A 15,811-nucleotide genomic window follows, 5' to 3' on the forward strand; every position below is an offset into this window, starting at 1 on the left:
CCCACCATCGATCGAGCAGAACCAACGCTCACGGCCGGCCCGCGTCACCGGAATCCTCCCCGAACCAGCCCACACACCAAGCATCACGGGGTGAACACCGACAGACGCGCCGTGGTCTGTGAGAATCGAAGAAGACCCACGCGACCAACCTATGATCACTGACGATCCATAATCAAGTTGGTCAGCCTTGACGTTGTGATCGAGGCGGGTCTTGGGCAGTCCTCGGTAGCGGGCACGGCGAACGTCGGTGACCTTGGTCGCTAGGGCGATGGTGGATTCGACCCCGGCTCTTCGGGCGTAGCGGCGTTGCCAGCCGGTGGTGACCTGTTCGGCTCTGGCCGTGTCGAGGGCCTGCTGGACCGGTCGGGGTCGTAGCGTCAACTGCCTGCCACCCCGCGGCCCTTACCGTCCCCCGGGTTCGATACCAGCAAGCTATGGGGCGTGCCTGGCCGCCCTCCAGCTCCGGCTGGGTAGGGTGGGTGGCTGTTCGCGACCCGTGGGAGGAAGACGATGACCGTGGAGTCATCCAGGCCCACCTTCGGCCTAGACGACTTCGGGCTGGACGACCGGATGCGACTGTTCGGTTACGTCACGGCGGAGAACCGGCTCGCCTACCTGTGGCTGCTGCGGGCCTTCGACTCGGCGCGGTCCAGCTACCACGTCGTGCTGCACACCTCCGAGGTGGCCGCTGCGCTGACGGCGCTGCACGAGGCGAACGCCGACTGCCCGGATCCGGCGCAGTTGGAGCTGCCGCGGCTGCTGGACGCCCTGGTGGACTGGGGGGTGCTCGACCGGGGGCAGGACGGTTCCCGGGCCACGACGTTGGCGGAGTACCGCAACCGGCACTCGGTGTACCAGTTCACCGAGGCCGGGTACCGGGCCCACCGGGCGGTGGAGGCGGTGTTGTCGGCGAGCATGGACGACTCGACGCTGTCCCGGCTGGTCTTCGCCGACCTCCTGGCGGACCTGAACGCGCTCGCTTCGGCCAACGAGGCCGGGGACGCGGAGGAGGTCTACCGCAAGTTCAACCGGCTGGACCGGGCGTTGGCCGACATCGCCGAGCGGGCCGCCCGGTTCTACCACATGCTGGGTGATCTGGGCCGGACCAACGACGTGCGGCCGGAGGCGTTCCTCGCCCACAAGGACGCTCTGCTGGCTCACCTGCGGGATTTCCACGACGAGTTGCAGCGGTACACGCCCCGGCTGCGCGCGGCGGTGCACGAGGTGGAGGCGACCGGGCTGGACCGGCTGATCGAGGCGGCCGCCGAGGCCGACGAGCGGCTGTTCCACACCCCGGTGCAGCGGCTGGATGACTGGCGGCGGCGCTGGGCGGGGCTGCGGTCCTGGTTGGCGCCGCCAGGTCCGGAGCAGCTCAGCGAGGCGGACCGGTTGTCGGACGCCACCATCGCCGCGATCGGTGACGTCCTCGCCCTGCTGCGCCGAGTCACCGAGGCACGCCGTGGCGGGGTGAGCCGGGAGTCGCAGCTGCGGCACCTGGCCGCGTGGTTCACCCAGGCCGGCACCCAGGAGGCCGCGCACGCCCTGTTCGACGTCGTGTTCGGCCTCGGCGCGCCTCGTCACGTCGGGGTGGCACACCCGGATCCGGAGGCGATCGCGACTCGGCTGTCGTGGTGGGAGGCACCGGCGGTGGAGCTGTCCCGCACGCTGGTGGCCAGCGGTCGGGCACCTGGGCAGGGCCGGGGACGGCCAGCCCGGCTGGACCGGGTCGACGACCGCCGGCACCGGCTGCGCGGCGACCAACTCGCCCGGGAGCGCCGGTTGGCCGACGCGGCGACGACGCTGGCTGCCGAGGGCGTCGACGATCATCGGTTGGACGGGTCGCAGACCCAGGTCCTGCTACGCCTGCTCGACATCGCACTGGCCGCCCGGGTCGGTGGCGCGGCCGCGGTGCCGCTGGCGGCCGCCGCGCACGGCGTCCGGCTCACCCTCACCCCGACGCCGGGAGGGTTCACCACGGTGCGCACCGTCGAGGGCCAGCTGCATCTGGACGGGTACGCGCTGACGGTCACCGCCGCGCAGCACACCGCGGTCCGCCGTGCCGAGCTGGTGTCGGCGTGACCGCGGAATCGGCCGCGCTCCGGCCGGCGGTCCACCGGTTCGCCGTCGATGTCCCGGAGTTGGAGTTGGCGGACTACCAGCGGGCCGTCCGGCTGATTCTGCGCCACCCGCTGATCACGGCGGCCTGGCCCGACGAGCGGGCGCTGCCCCGGGTGCGGCGGTTCGCCGCCACCCTGCGCCGGGATCTCGCCGAGGCGTTCGGGTACCGGCTGGAGCTGCACGGTTCGACGGCCCGGCTGGTACGGGCGAAGGACCACCTCGACGCCACCCAGCCGGCGGTGTCCCGCACCGGGCGGCCGTTCGACCGGCAGCGCTACGCGTATCTGGCGTTGTGCCTGGCGGTGCTCGGCCGTGCCGGGATCCAGATCACCCTCGGCGAGTTGGCCGACTCGGTGGCCGGTGACGCGAACCGGATCACCGGCCTGGGGCTGGATCCGGACCACGGCCCGGATCGGCGGGCATTCGTGGACGCGGTGGGCTGGTTGGAGGAGCGTGGCGTGCTCCGGCTGACCGACGGCTCCAGCGCCGCCTGGGCCAGTGACCCCGGGGCGGGTGAGGCGTTGTACGACATCGCGCGGGACGTGGTGTTCGCGCTGTTCCGGCCGGTCCGCGTGGTGCAGCACGTCGAGTCGGTGTCGGCGCTGCTCGACCGGGCGATGACCAGCAGCGGCAACGCCGAGCGTCGGCAGGCAGCCCAGGCGGCCCGGCGGGCGGTGGTGGAGTCACCGGTCGTCTACCACGCCGACGTCGATCCGGTGGTCGCCAACCACCTACGCGGGTCGGCGCTCGCCGCCGATCTGGCCCGGTTGACCGGATTGCGGGTGGAACGGCGGGCCGAGGGGGTGCTGCTGGTGGACATCGCCGGGTTCACCGGGGAGCGGTTCCCGGGCACCGGCTCGGTGGCCCAGGCCGCGGTGCTGCTCGCGGTGGAGATGGCCGACCGAGTGCTTGATCCGGACGGCCGCCGGGTCAGGCGCCTCGTCCCGCCTGACGCGTCCGGCCGGCAGCAGGCGCTGGTGGGGCAGATCGACGCCGGCCTGCCCACGGCCACCCTGGTGCGCCTCGACGACACCGACCCGGCCGAGCCGTGGACCACCGAGAACGAGGACGGCCCCGACGAGACCGACGCCGCCAGCCGGCTCCCGTTCATCACCGACAGCTTCCTGCGTACCGCCGTCGGCGGGATTCTCGCCCGCTACGGGAGCGCGTTCGGGGCGCAGTGGCACGCCGACCCGGACCGGCTGCACGCCGAGGCGGTGGCGCTGCTGGAACGGTTCGGCGCCGTGACCACCGTCCCGGGCGGGGTGCTCGTCCGGCCACTGGTGGGTCGGTACCGCCACACCGTCGCCGCGGTCAAGCCCCGCGCCGCCACCGAAACCCTCTTCTGACCTGATCCCGGGAAGTTGATCGTGATCGAGCAACGCGCCGTCCGCCGGTTCGCCCCCACCCGCGCCGGAATCATCAACCTGTGGGACTACCGGGACGAGGAGTTCCTCTTCGTCGACGGGTGGCTGGTGCTGCGCGGGCCCAACGGCTCCGGCAAGACCAAGGCGCTGGAGGTGCTGTTCCCGTTCGTCCTCGACGGGCGGATCGAACCCCGGCGGCTCAACCCGTTCGCCAGCGAGGACCGGACGATGAAATCGAACCTGCTCTACCGCGGGCAGGAGGTCACCCACGCGTACGTGTGGATGGAGTTCGGCGACGGCGAGAGGTACGTGACGGTCGGCATCGGGCTGCGGGCGCACCGGCACGTCGACCGGGTGACCCGCTGGCACTTCGTGGCAGACGGTCGGGTGGGCGTGGACCTCTCGCTGCTGGACGCCGACGATCGGCCGCTCAACCGCCGCGACCTGATCGACCGGTTGGGTGCCGACGCGGTGCGGGACTCGGCGGAGGACTACCGCCAGCTCGTCGACACCCGGCTGTTCGGCCTCGGTCCGGCCCGCTACGAGCAGCTGCTGGATCTGGTACTGACCCTGCGCAAGCCGCAGCTGGCCAAGGACCTCAACCCGGTCGAGTTGTCCCGCACGCTGCAACGAGGGCTGCGTCCGGTCGAGGACCACCTGCTGGTGGAGGCCGCCCGCTCCTTCGACGACATGGAGGCGGTCGCCCGTACCCTCGAAGGGCTGGTGGCGGCGGACGCGGCGACGGCCTCGTTCCTGGCGGTCTACTCGACGTACCTGCGCACCCACGCCCGGGCGGCCGCCGACGCCCTGGGCGCCCGCCGTGACGCGGTCGCCACCCAGTCGACCGCACTGGTCGACGCCCGCCGCGCGGCCGACACAGCCACCGAGGCGGAGTCCGAGGCAGACGAGCAGCTGCGGGCCATCGAGGGCGAGCCCGGACGGCTCCGCGCCCACCTGGACAGCCTCAAGGCCTCGGCGGCCTACCAGTCCCACGAGCAGCTCGCCGACCTGGAACGGCACGTGCACGACCTGGCCGAGGCGGCCGAGCGGGCCGGCGAGGCCGTCGCCGCCGAGGAGACGGCGGTCGCGCGGCGGCGTACCGAGTGGGAACGGTCGATGGTGGCTACCCGGGACGCGCGGGCGGTGGCCGACCGGCTCGCCGGCGAACTCCTGCTCGACGCCGAGACGGCCGGGATCGCCTGGAGCGCCGACGACGCCGCACCGGACGACCTGGCGGCCCGGATCACCGCACGGGCCGCCGCGCGCCGCGACGACGTACGCGCCGTCCGGGAGCAGGTGGCGCGGCACGGCCAGGCCGAACGCGACCACTCCCGGGCCGCCGCCGACGCCGCCGGCGCCACGGCCGCCGCCGCCGACGCCGAGCAGGCCGAGCGGCACGCCGAGGACGCCGTCGCGCAAGCCCGCACGCGGCTGCGCGCCCAGATCGGGCAGTGGGCGCAGGGCAACGCCGGGCTGCTGGCCGACATCGCGCGTCCGGAGCTGCCCGCAGCGCTGGCCGCCGCCGTCGACACCACCGGCGAGCCGGGCGCGCAGGCCCTGCGGGAGGTGTACGCGCAGGCCACCGCCGCCGCCGTGACCCAGGGGCGGGACCGGCTCGCGGCGCTGGCAGCGCAGCGCGCGGCGCTCGCCGACCGGCGCGCCGAGGTGGCCGCCGAACGGGACCGGATCGCCGCCGAGCACGACGACGCGCCGCCCGTCCCGGTAACCCGGCCGGCGGCGCGCACCGGCCGAGCCGGCGCACCGCTGTGGCAACTGGTCCGCTTCGGCGAGGCGGTGCCCGGCGCGGACGCGGCGGCCATCGAGGCGGCGCTGCACGCCGCCGGGCTGCTGGACGCCTGGCTGCACCCGGACCCCGAGACCAGGGCGACCGCGCTGGCCGGCGACGACCTGGACGGCTACCTGCTGCCGCTCCCGCCGCATCGGCGGCCGACCGGCGCCACCCTCGCCGACGTACTGGTCTGCGAGGAGCAGAACGACGTGCCCGCCGGCCAGATCACCGAGGTGCTCGCCTCGGTGGCGCTGGCCGACCTGGCCACCCCGCGGGCATCCGCCGAGGAGGACGCCACGCCGGTGACGGTCGGGGTCGACGGCCGCTACGCCCAGGGCATCGCCGTCGGACGGTTCGTCAAGCCCTCCTGCGAGTACATCGGCGCGACCGCCCGGGCGGCCCGCCGCGCCGCACGGGTCGCCGAGTGCGACCGGCAGCTGGCGGTCATCGACGCCGACCTCGGCGCGGTGGACCGCGACCGCGCGTCCGTGGAGGCGCTGCTGGCGGCGGTGGACGCGGCCGCCGGGCACTTGCCGGCACCCGCGCCGGTCCAGGCGGCGCTGCGTGAGCTGGACCGGGCGGCCGCGACGCTGCGCGCGCGTCAGGAAGCCAGCGCGGCCGCCGCCGCCCGGCTCGACCAGAGCCTGGCCGAGCGGGCCGCCGCAGCGGCCGCCCTACGGCGGACGGCGGCGGAGCGGTCGCTGCCCGTGGACCGCGTCGACGACACCGCCGAGGCGGTGGACCGCTTCGAAAAACGGGGCGTACGCCTGGAAAGCGCCCGGCCGGCCGCCTCGCGTGCCGCCGAACAGGAGGACCAGGCGCGGCAGCGGCACGACGAGGCGGTCGACCGGTTCACCGTCGCGCAGGACAGCGCGCGCACAGCCCGTTCCCGGCACCGGGACAAGGCGGAGGCGTACTGGACACTGCGCGACAGCGTGGGTGCCGACGCGGAGCGGGTGTTGGCCGACGTCGCCCGGACCGCCGACGGGATCACCGAGGCGGAGGAAGCCGTCGAGCGGGCCCGCACCCAGCTCGGCGCCGCCCGGGAACGGCGGGTCGCCGCGCTCACCCGGGTGGAGCTGGGCGAGCAGGCCGTGACCGCCGCCGTCGCCGAGGCGCAGCACGATGCCCAGCGACTGCGCCCGTACGCCCAGCCGGACCTGCTGGGCCTGCTGCGCTGCCCCACCGATCTGCGCTGGCCGGCCCAGGCACCCGGCAGCCGACCCGGCTCGGACCTGCATCCGCAGGTGGCAGCCCTGCACGAGGCGATCCTCACCGCCACCCGGGAGTTGAGCCCTACCGAGACGTCGCTCAAGCAGAGCGCCACCCGGCTCACCACCGCGCTGACAGAGCTCCAGGCGCAACTGCCGGCCGCCGGCCTCGACCACCGACCCGAGTGGGACACCGACGACGGGGTGATCGTGGTCCGGGTCGCCGACGAACAGGGGCTGACTCCGGTCGCCCACTTCGCGGACCGGATCGCCCGCGAGCGCCGCGACCAGGAGCAACTACTCACCGACTCCGAGCAGCGGGTGCTGGAGGACGCCCTGCTCGGTCAACTTGCCCGGCAGATCCATCATCGGACCATCGAGGCCCGCGACCTGGTGGCAGCGATGGACAGCCAGATGCGGGCCCGCCGGATGTCCTCAGGCCTCACCGTCGGTGTCGGCTGGCGGCTCGCCGATGACCTCGACGCCGACCAACGCGATGTCTGCAAGCTGCTCGAACGCGATCCGGCTCGGCTCGGACCGGCTCAGCTCACCGCGATGCGCCGGCACTTCGCCGCCCGGATCAAGACGGCGCGGGCGGCAGCGCCCGAGCGGCCGTACCGGGAGCTGCTCGGCGACGTCCTCGACTACCGGCAGTGGCGAACGTTCGCGTTCACCCTGCACCGACCCGGTGGCGGCACGGAGGCACTGACCCGAGCCCGGCACAGCCAGCTCTCCGGCGGCGAGCAGTCGGTCTCTCTGCACCTGCCGCTCTTCGCCGCCGCCAACGCGCTGTTCGGCTCGGCACGGCCGGACGCACCCCGGCTGCTCGGCCTCGACGAGGCGTTCGCCGGCGTGGACGACACCGGCCGAGGTGAACTGATGGCCCTGGCGAAACAGTTCGACCTGGACCTGTTCATGACCGGCTACGACCTCTGGGCCACCCACCCGGCGGTCAGCGGCGCCGCCCACTACGACCTGTCCCACTCCGCCATGGAACACGCCGTATCCACGGTGCTCCTGGTCTGGGACGGCTCGACCAACATCGCCGACTTCGACGGAACGCTGGCCCGCGCGCTCGGCTCCCCGGAGACCCGCCGCGCCCCGCAAGGTCGCGGGGAACCCGAGCGGGCCGCCGTCCTGCTCGACCTCGGCGACGAATGACCGGCGGACGCGACGGCCGGCCGTCGGACCGGCCCGGTGGAGAGACGTTGTCCACGCAGCCGGGGAAGGACCGGCCCGGCGGGCACGGCAGTCCGGCGGAACTGGTCGAGCAGCCTGGCTGGCGGCGGTTGCTGGCCGCCGCACGGCGCAGCCTGGAACGCACCGGCGGCCGGCTCGACGCCACCGTGTCGCTGGCCGCCCCCACCGACGACGAGCGTCTCATGATCATCGGCATCACCGGCGCCCACCGCTCCGTCGCGGCGGCCCGCCTCAGCGTCCGACTCAGCGAGGTGGACGAGCATCTGCGGGCGGCACACGGAGCCGGCCTGGCGGACGTGCTCACCGCGACGGCCCCGCTGCGCAACCGGCCGGCCGACCTGAAACGCGAGGCGGTGGGCCGCGACGCCGTCCTCGCCGTGGCCCACGCCGGCCGGCACGCCGGCACCGCCTGGTACGCCGAGTGGCTCGACGGCCTGCGCCGCGACGGCACCCTGACCCGTGTCGTCCGAACCGGCCTGCCGTTCGAGGACGTGGTCCGCGTACTGGACGCGCTGCCCGCGGCCGACGAACCGATGCCGGCCTTCGCCGACCGGGTGCTGGACGACACGAAGGCCCTCACCGCGGGGCCGCTGCGTGGGCTCGTCCTCCGTGCCGTCGCCGCCTGGCGGCAGACGGCGCCGCCAACCGACGGCGAGCAGGAACGGGTTTTGTGGGAATCGGTCGGGCTGGTCCCGGACGACCTGGCCAGCCAGGTGCTCGTGCTCAACGTGCCGGCCACCGGCGGCCTGGTCGGGCGGTGGCTCACCGAGGCCGCCCAGGCGGGCGTGCCGATCCGGGTCACCCTGCACCAACTACGCCTGGCACCGCTGAGCATGACCTGCGACGAGGTCTACGTCTGCGAGAACCCCGCCGTGCTTCGCGCGGCCACCGCCGCGCTCGGCGCCCAGGCCCCACCGCTGATCTGCACCGAAGGAGTGCCGTCAGTCGCCGTCCACACGCTGCTGCGCGCCGCTCGCCGCGCCGTGATCCGATGGCGCAACGACTTCGACTGGACCGGCGTACGACTGACGGCAGCGGCTCTCCAGCGGTACCCGAGTGCGGTTCCATGGCGGATGGCAGCCACCGACTACCTGCCTGCGGCGGACACCGGCACGGCCCTGCTCGGTACACCCGCCGGGACCCCGTGGGACGAGTCGCTCGGCGAGTCGATGCGGCGGACCGGCCGAGCGGTGATGGAGGAACGGCTGCTCGACCGGCTTGTCGCCGACCTGCGCACGGCCGCAACCGGGTGATGGTCCGGCGATGGCGACGACCTTCCGTCGTTGGTTCAGGAGCCGGCGGACATCAGCCGCAGATCAAACATCAAGGGCCCGCATACCGAACATAAACTTGCCGCAAATCGAAAGCGAGCACCCTCGCAGATCGAAACCGTGCCGGTTGTCATGAGACGTGCCCACACCGCGCCTGATCCCGCGCCGCGCCGCCGCGCAGGTCGACGCCGCCCTGGCCGACACCCGCGTCGTGCTGATCAGCGGAGCACGCCAAGCAGGCAAGAGCACCCTGGTCCGCATCGTCGCCGGCGATCGTCTCGCCGAGCGCCGCGACCTCGACCGGGCACAGGACCGGGCCGCGGCGATCGCCGACCCGGTCGGCTTCGTGGACTCCCCCGAACTGCTGGTCGTCGACGAGATCCAGCGCGCTCCGGAGCTGCTGCTGGCCATCAAGGCAGCCGTCGACGAGGACCCTCGGCCCGGCCGGTATCTGCTCACCGGATCATCGCGGCTGTTCGGCATGGTGGCTGCCCCGGACGCGTTGCCCGGCCGGATGGAAACCGTCGAACTCTGGCCGTTCTCCCAAGGCGAACTCGATGGAGAGCCGGACGGATTCGTCGACGCCATCTTCGCGCTCGGCCCCGAACTGCGACACGAGTCGGAAGTGACCCGCGCCGACTATGCGGCCAGAATCGTGCGTGGCGGCCTGCCCGAGGCCACGACCCGCGCCGACTCGGGGCGCCGCCAACGGTTCCTCGACGCGTACGTCCAAGCGCTCATCGATCGCGATATCCTGCAGCTGTCCGACATCCAGCACAAGGGCGAGCTACGCAAGCTGGTACGCCTGCTCGCGGCTAGATCCGCGACCATCATCCCCGCCAACTCCCTCGAATCCGCACTCGGACTGAGCCGGCCGACGATCGCACGCTACCTCCAGGCCCTGGAAGAGATCTTCCTGGTCAAGCGGATCCCCGGTTGGTCCCGCAACCTGGGCACCCGTCCCACCGCCGCTCCAAAACTGATCTTTGTCGACTCGGGTATCGCCGCCAACGAGACCGCGACCGACGCCCGGGCACTGCTCCGGCCGAGTGCCCCGTTCGGCCCGCTGCTCGAATCATTTGTCTTGTCCGAGCTGTCCCGGCAGCTCACCTGGTCGGAGCAGTTTGCCGACCTGTCCCACTACCGCGACCAGAGCAGGTACGAAGTCGACGCGGTGCTCGAGAACAGATCCGGCCACGTCGTCGGAATCGAGGTCAAAGCAGCCACGACCGTCGGACCTGACGACTTCCGCGTGCTACGCCGACTCGCCGACCGCCTCGGCGACGACTTCATCGCCGGCATCGTCCTCTACACCGGAACCTCCACGCTGCCGTTCGGCGACAGACTCCGCGCCCTGCCAGTCAGCGCCTTGTGGCAGGTTCCGCCCCCGACAGCAGACTGACCTCGCTCTCTTCCCAGGACGCTCCCGTCAGGTGAAGGCACATCGAGCGTTGATCCGACGCCGGCCGTCAGAGCACCGGAACCGACCGAGGTGCCCTCTCACGACCGCAAGTCGAGCTGATGTCGCAAACGATTCGCCGCCAACAGCAGCGCCACGCAGGCAACGTCGACGGCCCGCGACAGCACAGACGACTCAGCTCCAAAGGACGTGAAGATCAGGGCCGACACCGACGGCGGAAGCCACGATCGAGTGAGCGGCTCCGCGCCCGCCCGCGTACCCGCGGAGCGGGCGGCGCTGGCGGCGAAGCTGCGGGTGGCCACCGCGACCGGGCTGGCGGCGGCCGACGGCGGACGTCCACCCCCAGCCGTGCCTCTCCCGCAGGCGACCTCCCTGGCCGGGCCGGCCTTCACAATGGGCCGCCGTCCGGGGCGAAGACTCGCCCGCACCAGGTCACCGCCGTGGCGTGAGCGCCCCGCTCAGGGCGCCTCGACCCCCGAGATACGGAACCTGTGAACCTCCGCGCCACGGATCGCCGCCACCTGCTCCTCGGCCGGGCCGGACCCCCGGAAGGCGAGCAGCTGCTCGTCGGACTCCCACCTCTCGTACACGTTGATCCGGCCCGGTTCGACGAGGTCCGCGCTGACTGCGAAGTCGATGCAGCCGGACGCCGAGCGGGCCGCCTGGACGGCCGCCACGCAGGAGGCCAGGTAGGCGTCCCGTTCGGCGGGATCGACGTAGAGGGTGCCGGCGACGATGATCAACAGGACCTCCCGTGGATGAGCCGTCCGGCCCATCCTGGCACCCGGGCGAGGGTCAGGCCCGGTTGATCGCATTCGCGTGGATGGCCTCGTTCAGGTACGCGGCCATCCCCGGCCGGATCTTCTCGAAGTACGCGGTGAACCGCGGGTCGCCGACGTACATGTCCGCCAGCCCGGTGTGGATCTCGTACGAGCAGTCGTAGAACCAGCGGCTGATGAGCTGCCGGTGCTCCTCGGCCAGCGCCATCGCCTCCGGGCTGTCGGCCGGGGCACCCGAGGCCATCAGCTCGGCGAGCCGCCGCCCCCAGTCCGCGTTCTCGGCCCTGTTCCGCAGCCAGTCCTCCTTCGAGTACCGGCCGGCCCGCTCGCTCGACTGCCGGTACGCCTCGGTGCCGCCCCAGCGCCGCTCCGCCTCCTCGGCATGCGTGTCCGGGTCGAAGTCCCCGAAGACCTCGAACCGCTCCTCCGGCGTCAGCTGGATGCTCAATATTCTCGCCTCCATCGCGAGTTCGATCGCCGCGACCATCTCCCGTAGTTTCCCGATCCGACCGGTGAGCAGTTCGTGCTGCCGGCGCAGGTGCGGCAGCGGGTCCCCGCCCGGGTCGTCGAGGATCTCGGCGATCTCGTCCAACGGGAACCCCAGCTCCCGGTAGGCCCGGATGACCTGCAGCCGCTCCAGGTCCGCGTCCGAGTAGCGGCGGTAGCCGGCCGGGGTGCGCCCGCTCGGCGACAGCAGCCCGATCTCGTCATAGTGGTGCAGCGTGCGGACCGTGACCCGGGCCGCCCGCGCCACCTGACCCACCGTGTAAGCCATGGTTCCTTCCCTTCCACGGCCAAGGCTCCGGCCTGCCGTTACGTGAGGGTCAAGCCCGATTGTGCGTCCCACCTCACACCGCCGTGCCGGAAAAGCCGATCGCCCCCGGCCTCATCAGGGAGAGGTCGGGGGCGATCACGTCGGGGGTCAGGTGGTGACGGGCTCCTTGGCCCGCTGCGGGGCGGCGAAGGTCTCGCTGGCCGGGGTGCGGAACGCGTGCACCAGGCCGGCGATCGACAGCAGCAGGAGCAGCGCCGCACCCAGGTACATGGCCAGGGCGCCCTGCTCGGCCTTGCGGCCGAACTCGCTGAACCCGTACGAGGTCAGCAGCATGCCGCGCAGGCTCTCCCCCTTGAAGACGGTCTCCCGCTGGGCGGTGACCTCGGCGAGCTGCTTCTGCAGGTCGGGCAGGTTGGCGGCGTTGGTCTGCTCGGCCTGGGTCACCTGCTGCTTCAGCGCGGCCTCCGGCTTGCCCAGGTCGGCGTATGTCTGGCCGCCGGAAATCGACTTGAGGTGCAGGCCGATGAATTCGTTGGCGTAGCACTCGGCCTGCTTGCCGGTGGTGAGCTGCTGACCGGCGTACTCGCGCAGGCAGTCCGACTTCTTCTCCTCGTCGGTCAGTTGGTCGGCCGGCTTGAAGCTGATGTGCTGCGCGGCGAGCTGGTCGTGCACGTAGGTGTTGGCGAAGTTGGCGTTCGTCGTCAGGACGATGCCCACGACGAGCAGCAGGACCGCGAGGCCCAGCCCGCCGATGCTGAACAGCAGATCCAAGGTCCGGCGCTTCATGACTGCTCCTGTGTGGCTGGTGACGGCTTCTCGATGTCCGTCTCATCGTCACCGCCGGCGCAGCCTTTGAAGCAGGGCCGAACCCCCTGTTCCACCCGGGACCTTCGACCTATCGTCGGCGGGTCAACATTCCTTGGTGCCTCGCCGGGCGAACTCCTCAAGGGTGAGTTCACGCAGGGACTCGGCCTTGTCCTGGTAGTCGGTGACCAGGACCGAACCGGGCTTCAGCCCCGCCAGGTCGGCGGGGCTGAAGCCCACCCGCTCCGAGGTGAAGGAGCTGTCGTCGGCGACGGCGTACATCTCGAAGTCGACCACGCCAGCGGGAAGCTTCGTCGGCGGGAAGCCGGTCAGCGGCACCGTCGCCGGGGAGGCCGCGTCGTCCGGTACGCGGTATTCGCGCCCGGGCCAGTCCCACTCGGTGTGCCGAGGGTGCCGGTCGTCGGCTGCGGCGTCGAAGAGCAGCACGACGTCCGGCGGGCGCGCGGCGCACCAGGCCACCATGGCCACCGGCTGCCCGGACCCGTCCACGCTGATCCCGGTGACCGCCTTGATTTCGGGGGTGCAGGCCGTCAGAGCGGGAACGGTGAGCAGCGCGGCGGCGGACGCGGCGACGGCTCGGCGGATGGCCATGGGGTCCACTGTCCCGTCACCGGGTCAACGTCCCCATCCGGGGCTGTAACGGGTCGGTGACGATCAGCGGGTGGCGTCGGTCGGGGTGAGCATGGTGCGCAGCTCGGCCAGGGTGGCCGGCCGCCCGTACCGCCAGCCCTGGCCGTGCAGGCAGCCGATCGCGGTCACCGCCGCGTGCTGGGTGCCGGTCTCGACCCCCTCGGCCACCACGGCCAGGTCGAACGCGTCGGCCAGTCGGTTGACCATCTCGACGGTGGCGTACGCCCGGGGGTCGTCGGCGTCGAGTCGGGACACGAAGGACCGGTCGATCTTCAGCTCGGTGGCCGGGATCCGGTGCAGGTAGCTGAGCGAGGAGTAGCCGGTGCCGAAGTCGTCGATGGCGATGCGGATGCCGAGGTCGCGGAGCTGGCGCAGCCGCTCCAACACGGTCTCGCTGCCCTCGATGAGCGCCGACTCGGTCAGTTCGAGGGTGAGCGCGCGGGGCGGCAGGCCGGCTCCGGCGGTGGCGGCGGCGACCGTGGCGATCAGGTCGGGGTGGCGCAGGTGGGCGGCGGCGATGTTGACCGCCACGGTGACCTCGGGCGCTTCTTCCCGCCAGGTCGCGGCGGCCCGGCACGCCTGGTGGATCACCCACCGGTCGATCGCGAGGATCAGCCCGGTCTCCTCGGCAAGTGGCAGGAACTTCGCCGGTGGGAGCACCCCGAGTCGGGGGTGCTGCCACCGGACCAGCGCCTCGGCGCTGCGGACCGTCCCGGTGGCCAGGTCGACGATCGGCTGGAACTCCATGAGCAGTTGTCCCTCGTCGACCGCGCGGCGCAGGTCGGCGATCAGCTCGGCCCGGGTCACCGCCGACTCGCGCAGCTCTGGCGTGCAGGTCCGGTACGCGGACTTGCCGGCCGCTTTCGCCGCGTACATGGCGATGTCGGCGTCGCGGAGCAGGTCGGTGTGGGAGGTGTGCTGCGGTCCGTACTCGGCGATGCCGATGCTGGCCGACGGGTGCACGCCGAGGTCCTCCTCGCCGGGCAGCGGCTCGAGGGCGGCGAGCAGCCGCTCGGCGAGCCGCTCGGGCGGCACGGGCCGGTCCCGGTCGACCAGCACCGCGAACTCGTCGCCGCCGAGCCGGGCGATCATCCCGTCGGCGCCGACGGCGTCGCGCATCCGGTCCGCGATGGTGGTCAGCAGCCGGTCCCCGGCGGCGTGTCCGAAGCGGTCGTTGACCTGCTTGAACGCGTCCAGGTCGAGCAGCAGCACGGCGACCGGGCCGCCGTCGCGCAGGGCCCGGCGCAGCCGCCGGGTGAAGGTCAGCCGGTTGGGCAGGCCGGTGAGCTGGTCGGAGTAGGCGAGCCGGCGCAGCCAGGCGACCAGCCGGAGGTTTTCGTTGGCGGCCAGTCCCTGCCGCAGGGCCAGCACCCCGAGCAGTGCCATCACGGCCACGAAGATCAGGTGTGGGCTCTGCCCGGTGGGCCGCCGGCCGAGCACCACGGCGACGATCGCCCCGCCCACCGGCAGGTACGGCAGGGCGACCCGCCACCACGGGGGCAGCGGCGACTCGGTGTCGTCGTCGTCGCCGTCGTTGCCGGCTGGCGGGGGCCACCGGGTGGCGGCGCCGATCAGCAGGTAGCTCAGCGGCCAGCAGAGGTCGATCACGTGGCCGGGGGCGTAGGTGCCGTGTGCGACGAGGGAGACGTAGACGGTGTCGGCGATGGCCCGGGCGGCGAGGCTGACGCCGATCAGTGTGTGGGCCCGCCACATCGGACGGGCCGGGCCGGCGACCGCCACCAGGATGGTGAGCTGCATCAGGTCGAACATCGGGTAGAGCAGCCCGAAGGTGCGCAGCGGGTCGGCCAGGTCGGCGGTGGCGATGTCGCGGAAGACCACCAGCCAGGCGATCGGGATGAGGGCCAGCCCGACGATCACCCCGTCCAGCAGGGTGCGGGCCTGCCCGACGAGGCTGCGCGGGGCGGCCAGCGAGCAGAGCAGCGCGGCGGTGCCGGTGACGATGCCGGCGGTGAAGAGCCCGCCGACGAGCGCGGTGTGCGGCAGGTCCTGCCCGGCGAGCCGTTCGACTGTCCACACGATCCGGCCGGTCGCGGCGAGGGCCATGGTGACGGCCAGCAGCGTCCAGAATCGTTGCAGCGGCTCGGGGTGTCGCCGGGCCACCCCGGCGCAGGCCACCGCCGCCCAGCTCGCCACCGCGATCGCGCCGAGGTCGCTGGCCAGGGCCGCGCCGGGCAGCTCGGCCACCAGCCAGAGGGCTTCGGTGAGTACGACGAACGCGGCCGCGACGAGCCCGACGCGGCCGGAGATCGAGGGACGGGCCACGCCCGGGGCGGCGAGGCTCACGTCCTGCTGGGGTACAACGACTGCGCTCCGGCTCTCTGTGCGCGCACCCTCGACGTTGAGGACCGGTTGCGGACGGCGAACGCCGCCAGCCTAACTACCGCTCGGTACCGCCGCCAGAGCCG

Annotated in this window: 11 protein-coding genes; 5 read left to right on the forward strand and 6 right to left on the reverse strand. The window is 72.8% G+C overall.

Annotation, left to right across the window (positions count from 1 at the left end):
• Positions 1 to 381: transposase (locus A6A27_RS42740; RefSeq protein WP_198940161.1), on the reverse strand; the 381-nt coding region annotated here is incomplete at its 3' end.
• 129 nt (positions 382 to 510) lie between these two features.
• On the opposite strand from A6A27_RS42740, the gene A6A27_RS02510 reads away from it, so the two are divergent.
• The 5 genes from A6A27_RS02510 (at position 511) to A6A27_RS02530 (ending at position 10,358) form a co-directional block, all read left to right on the forward strand.
• Positions 511 to 2,079 (forward strand): TIGR02677 family protein, encoded by a 1,569-nt coding sequence (locus A6A27_RS02510; protein ID WP_073832728.1) that lies wholly within the window; start codon positions 511 to 513, stop codon positions 2,077 to 2,079.
• Complete coding sequence (locus A6A27_RS02515) at positions 2,076 to 3,467, forward strand: TIGR02678 family protein (protein WP_073832729.1); 1,392 nt, start codon at positions 2,076 to 2,078, stop codon at positions 3,465 to 3,467. The genes A6A27_RS02510 and A6A27_RS02515 overlap by 4 nt, the downstream gene beginning before the upstream one ends.
• 21 nt (positions 3,468 to 3,488) lie before the next feature.
• Positions 3,489 to 7,646, forward strand: a complete 4,158-nt coding sequence (locus A6A27_RS02520) for a TIGR02680 family protein (protein ID WP_073832882.1) — start codon at positions 3,489 to 3,491, stop codon at positions 7,644 to 7,646.
• Positions 7,647 to 7,693: 47 nt separating this feature from the next.
• The gene (locus tag A6A27_RS02525) at positions 7,694 to 8,938 is read left to right on the forward strand and encodes a TIGR02679 domain-containing protein (protein ID WP_241825040.1); all 1,245 of its coding nucleotides are present in this window, start codon (positions 7,694 to 7,696) and stop codon (positions 8,936 to 8,938) included.
• A gap of 157 nt (positions 8,939 to 9,095) precedes the next feature.
• A complete protein-coding gene (locus A6A27_RS02530; protein WP_073832731.1) occupies positions 9,096 to 10,358 on the forward strand; it encodes an ATP-binding protein in 1,263 nt (420 codons plus the stop codon).
• 476 nt (positions 10,359 to 10,834) lie between these two features.
• Here the strand turns inward: A6A27_RS02530 and A6A27_RS02540 are convergent, their stop codons facing one another.
• The 5 genes from A6A27_RS02540 to A6A27_RS02560 form a co-directional block, all read right to left on the reverse strand.
• On the reverse strand, positions 10,835 to 11,119 hold the full coding sequence (locus A6A27_RS02540; RefSeq protein ID WP_073832733.1) for a putative quinol monooxygenase: 285 nt from the start codon (positions 11,117 to 11,119) through the stop codon (positions 10,835 to 10,837).
• Between the two features lie 52 nt (positions 11,120 to 11,171).
• Positions 11,172 to 11,930, reverse strand: coding sequence for a MerR family transcriptional regulator (locus A6A27_RS02545; RefSeq protein ID WP_073832734.1), 759 nt, complete (start codon positions 11,928 to 11,930; stop codon positions 11,172 to 11,174).
• Between the two features lie 147 nt (positions 11,931 to 12,077).
• Positions 12,078 to 12,716: a hypothetical protein gene (locus tag A6A27_RS02550; RefSeq protein ID WP_073832735.1), complete on the reverse strand. Its 639-nt coding sequence runs from the start codon at positions 12,714 to 12,716 to the stop codon at positions 12,078 to 12,080.
• A gap of 123 nt (positions 12,717 to 12,839) precedes the next feature.
• Complete coding sequence (locus A6A27_RS02555) at positions 12,840 to 13,346, reverse strand: hypothetical protein (protein WP_073832736.1); 507 nt, start codon at positions 13,344 to 13,346, stop codon at positions 12,840 to 12,842.
• Between the two features lie 63 nt (positions 13,347 to 13,409).
• Positions 13,410 to 15,689 carry a putative bifunctional diguanylate cyclase/phosphodiesterase gene (locus A6A27_RS02560; RefSeq protein ID WP_083672378.1) on the reverse strand — a complete coding sequence of 760 codons (2,280 nt, stop codon included), beginning with the start codon at positions 15,687 to 15,689 and terminating at the stop codon, positions 13,410 to 13,412.
• Positions 15,690 to 15,811: the final 122 nt, after the last annotated feature.

The sequence above is a fragment of the Micromonospora sp. CB01531 genome (assembly GCF_001905095.1).
Classification (GTDB): Bacteria; Actinomycetota; Actinomycetes; order Mycobacteriales; family Micromonosporaceae; genus Micromonospora.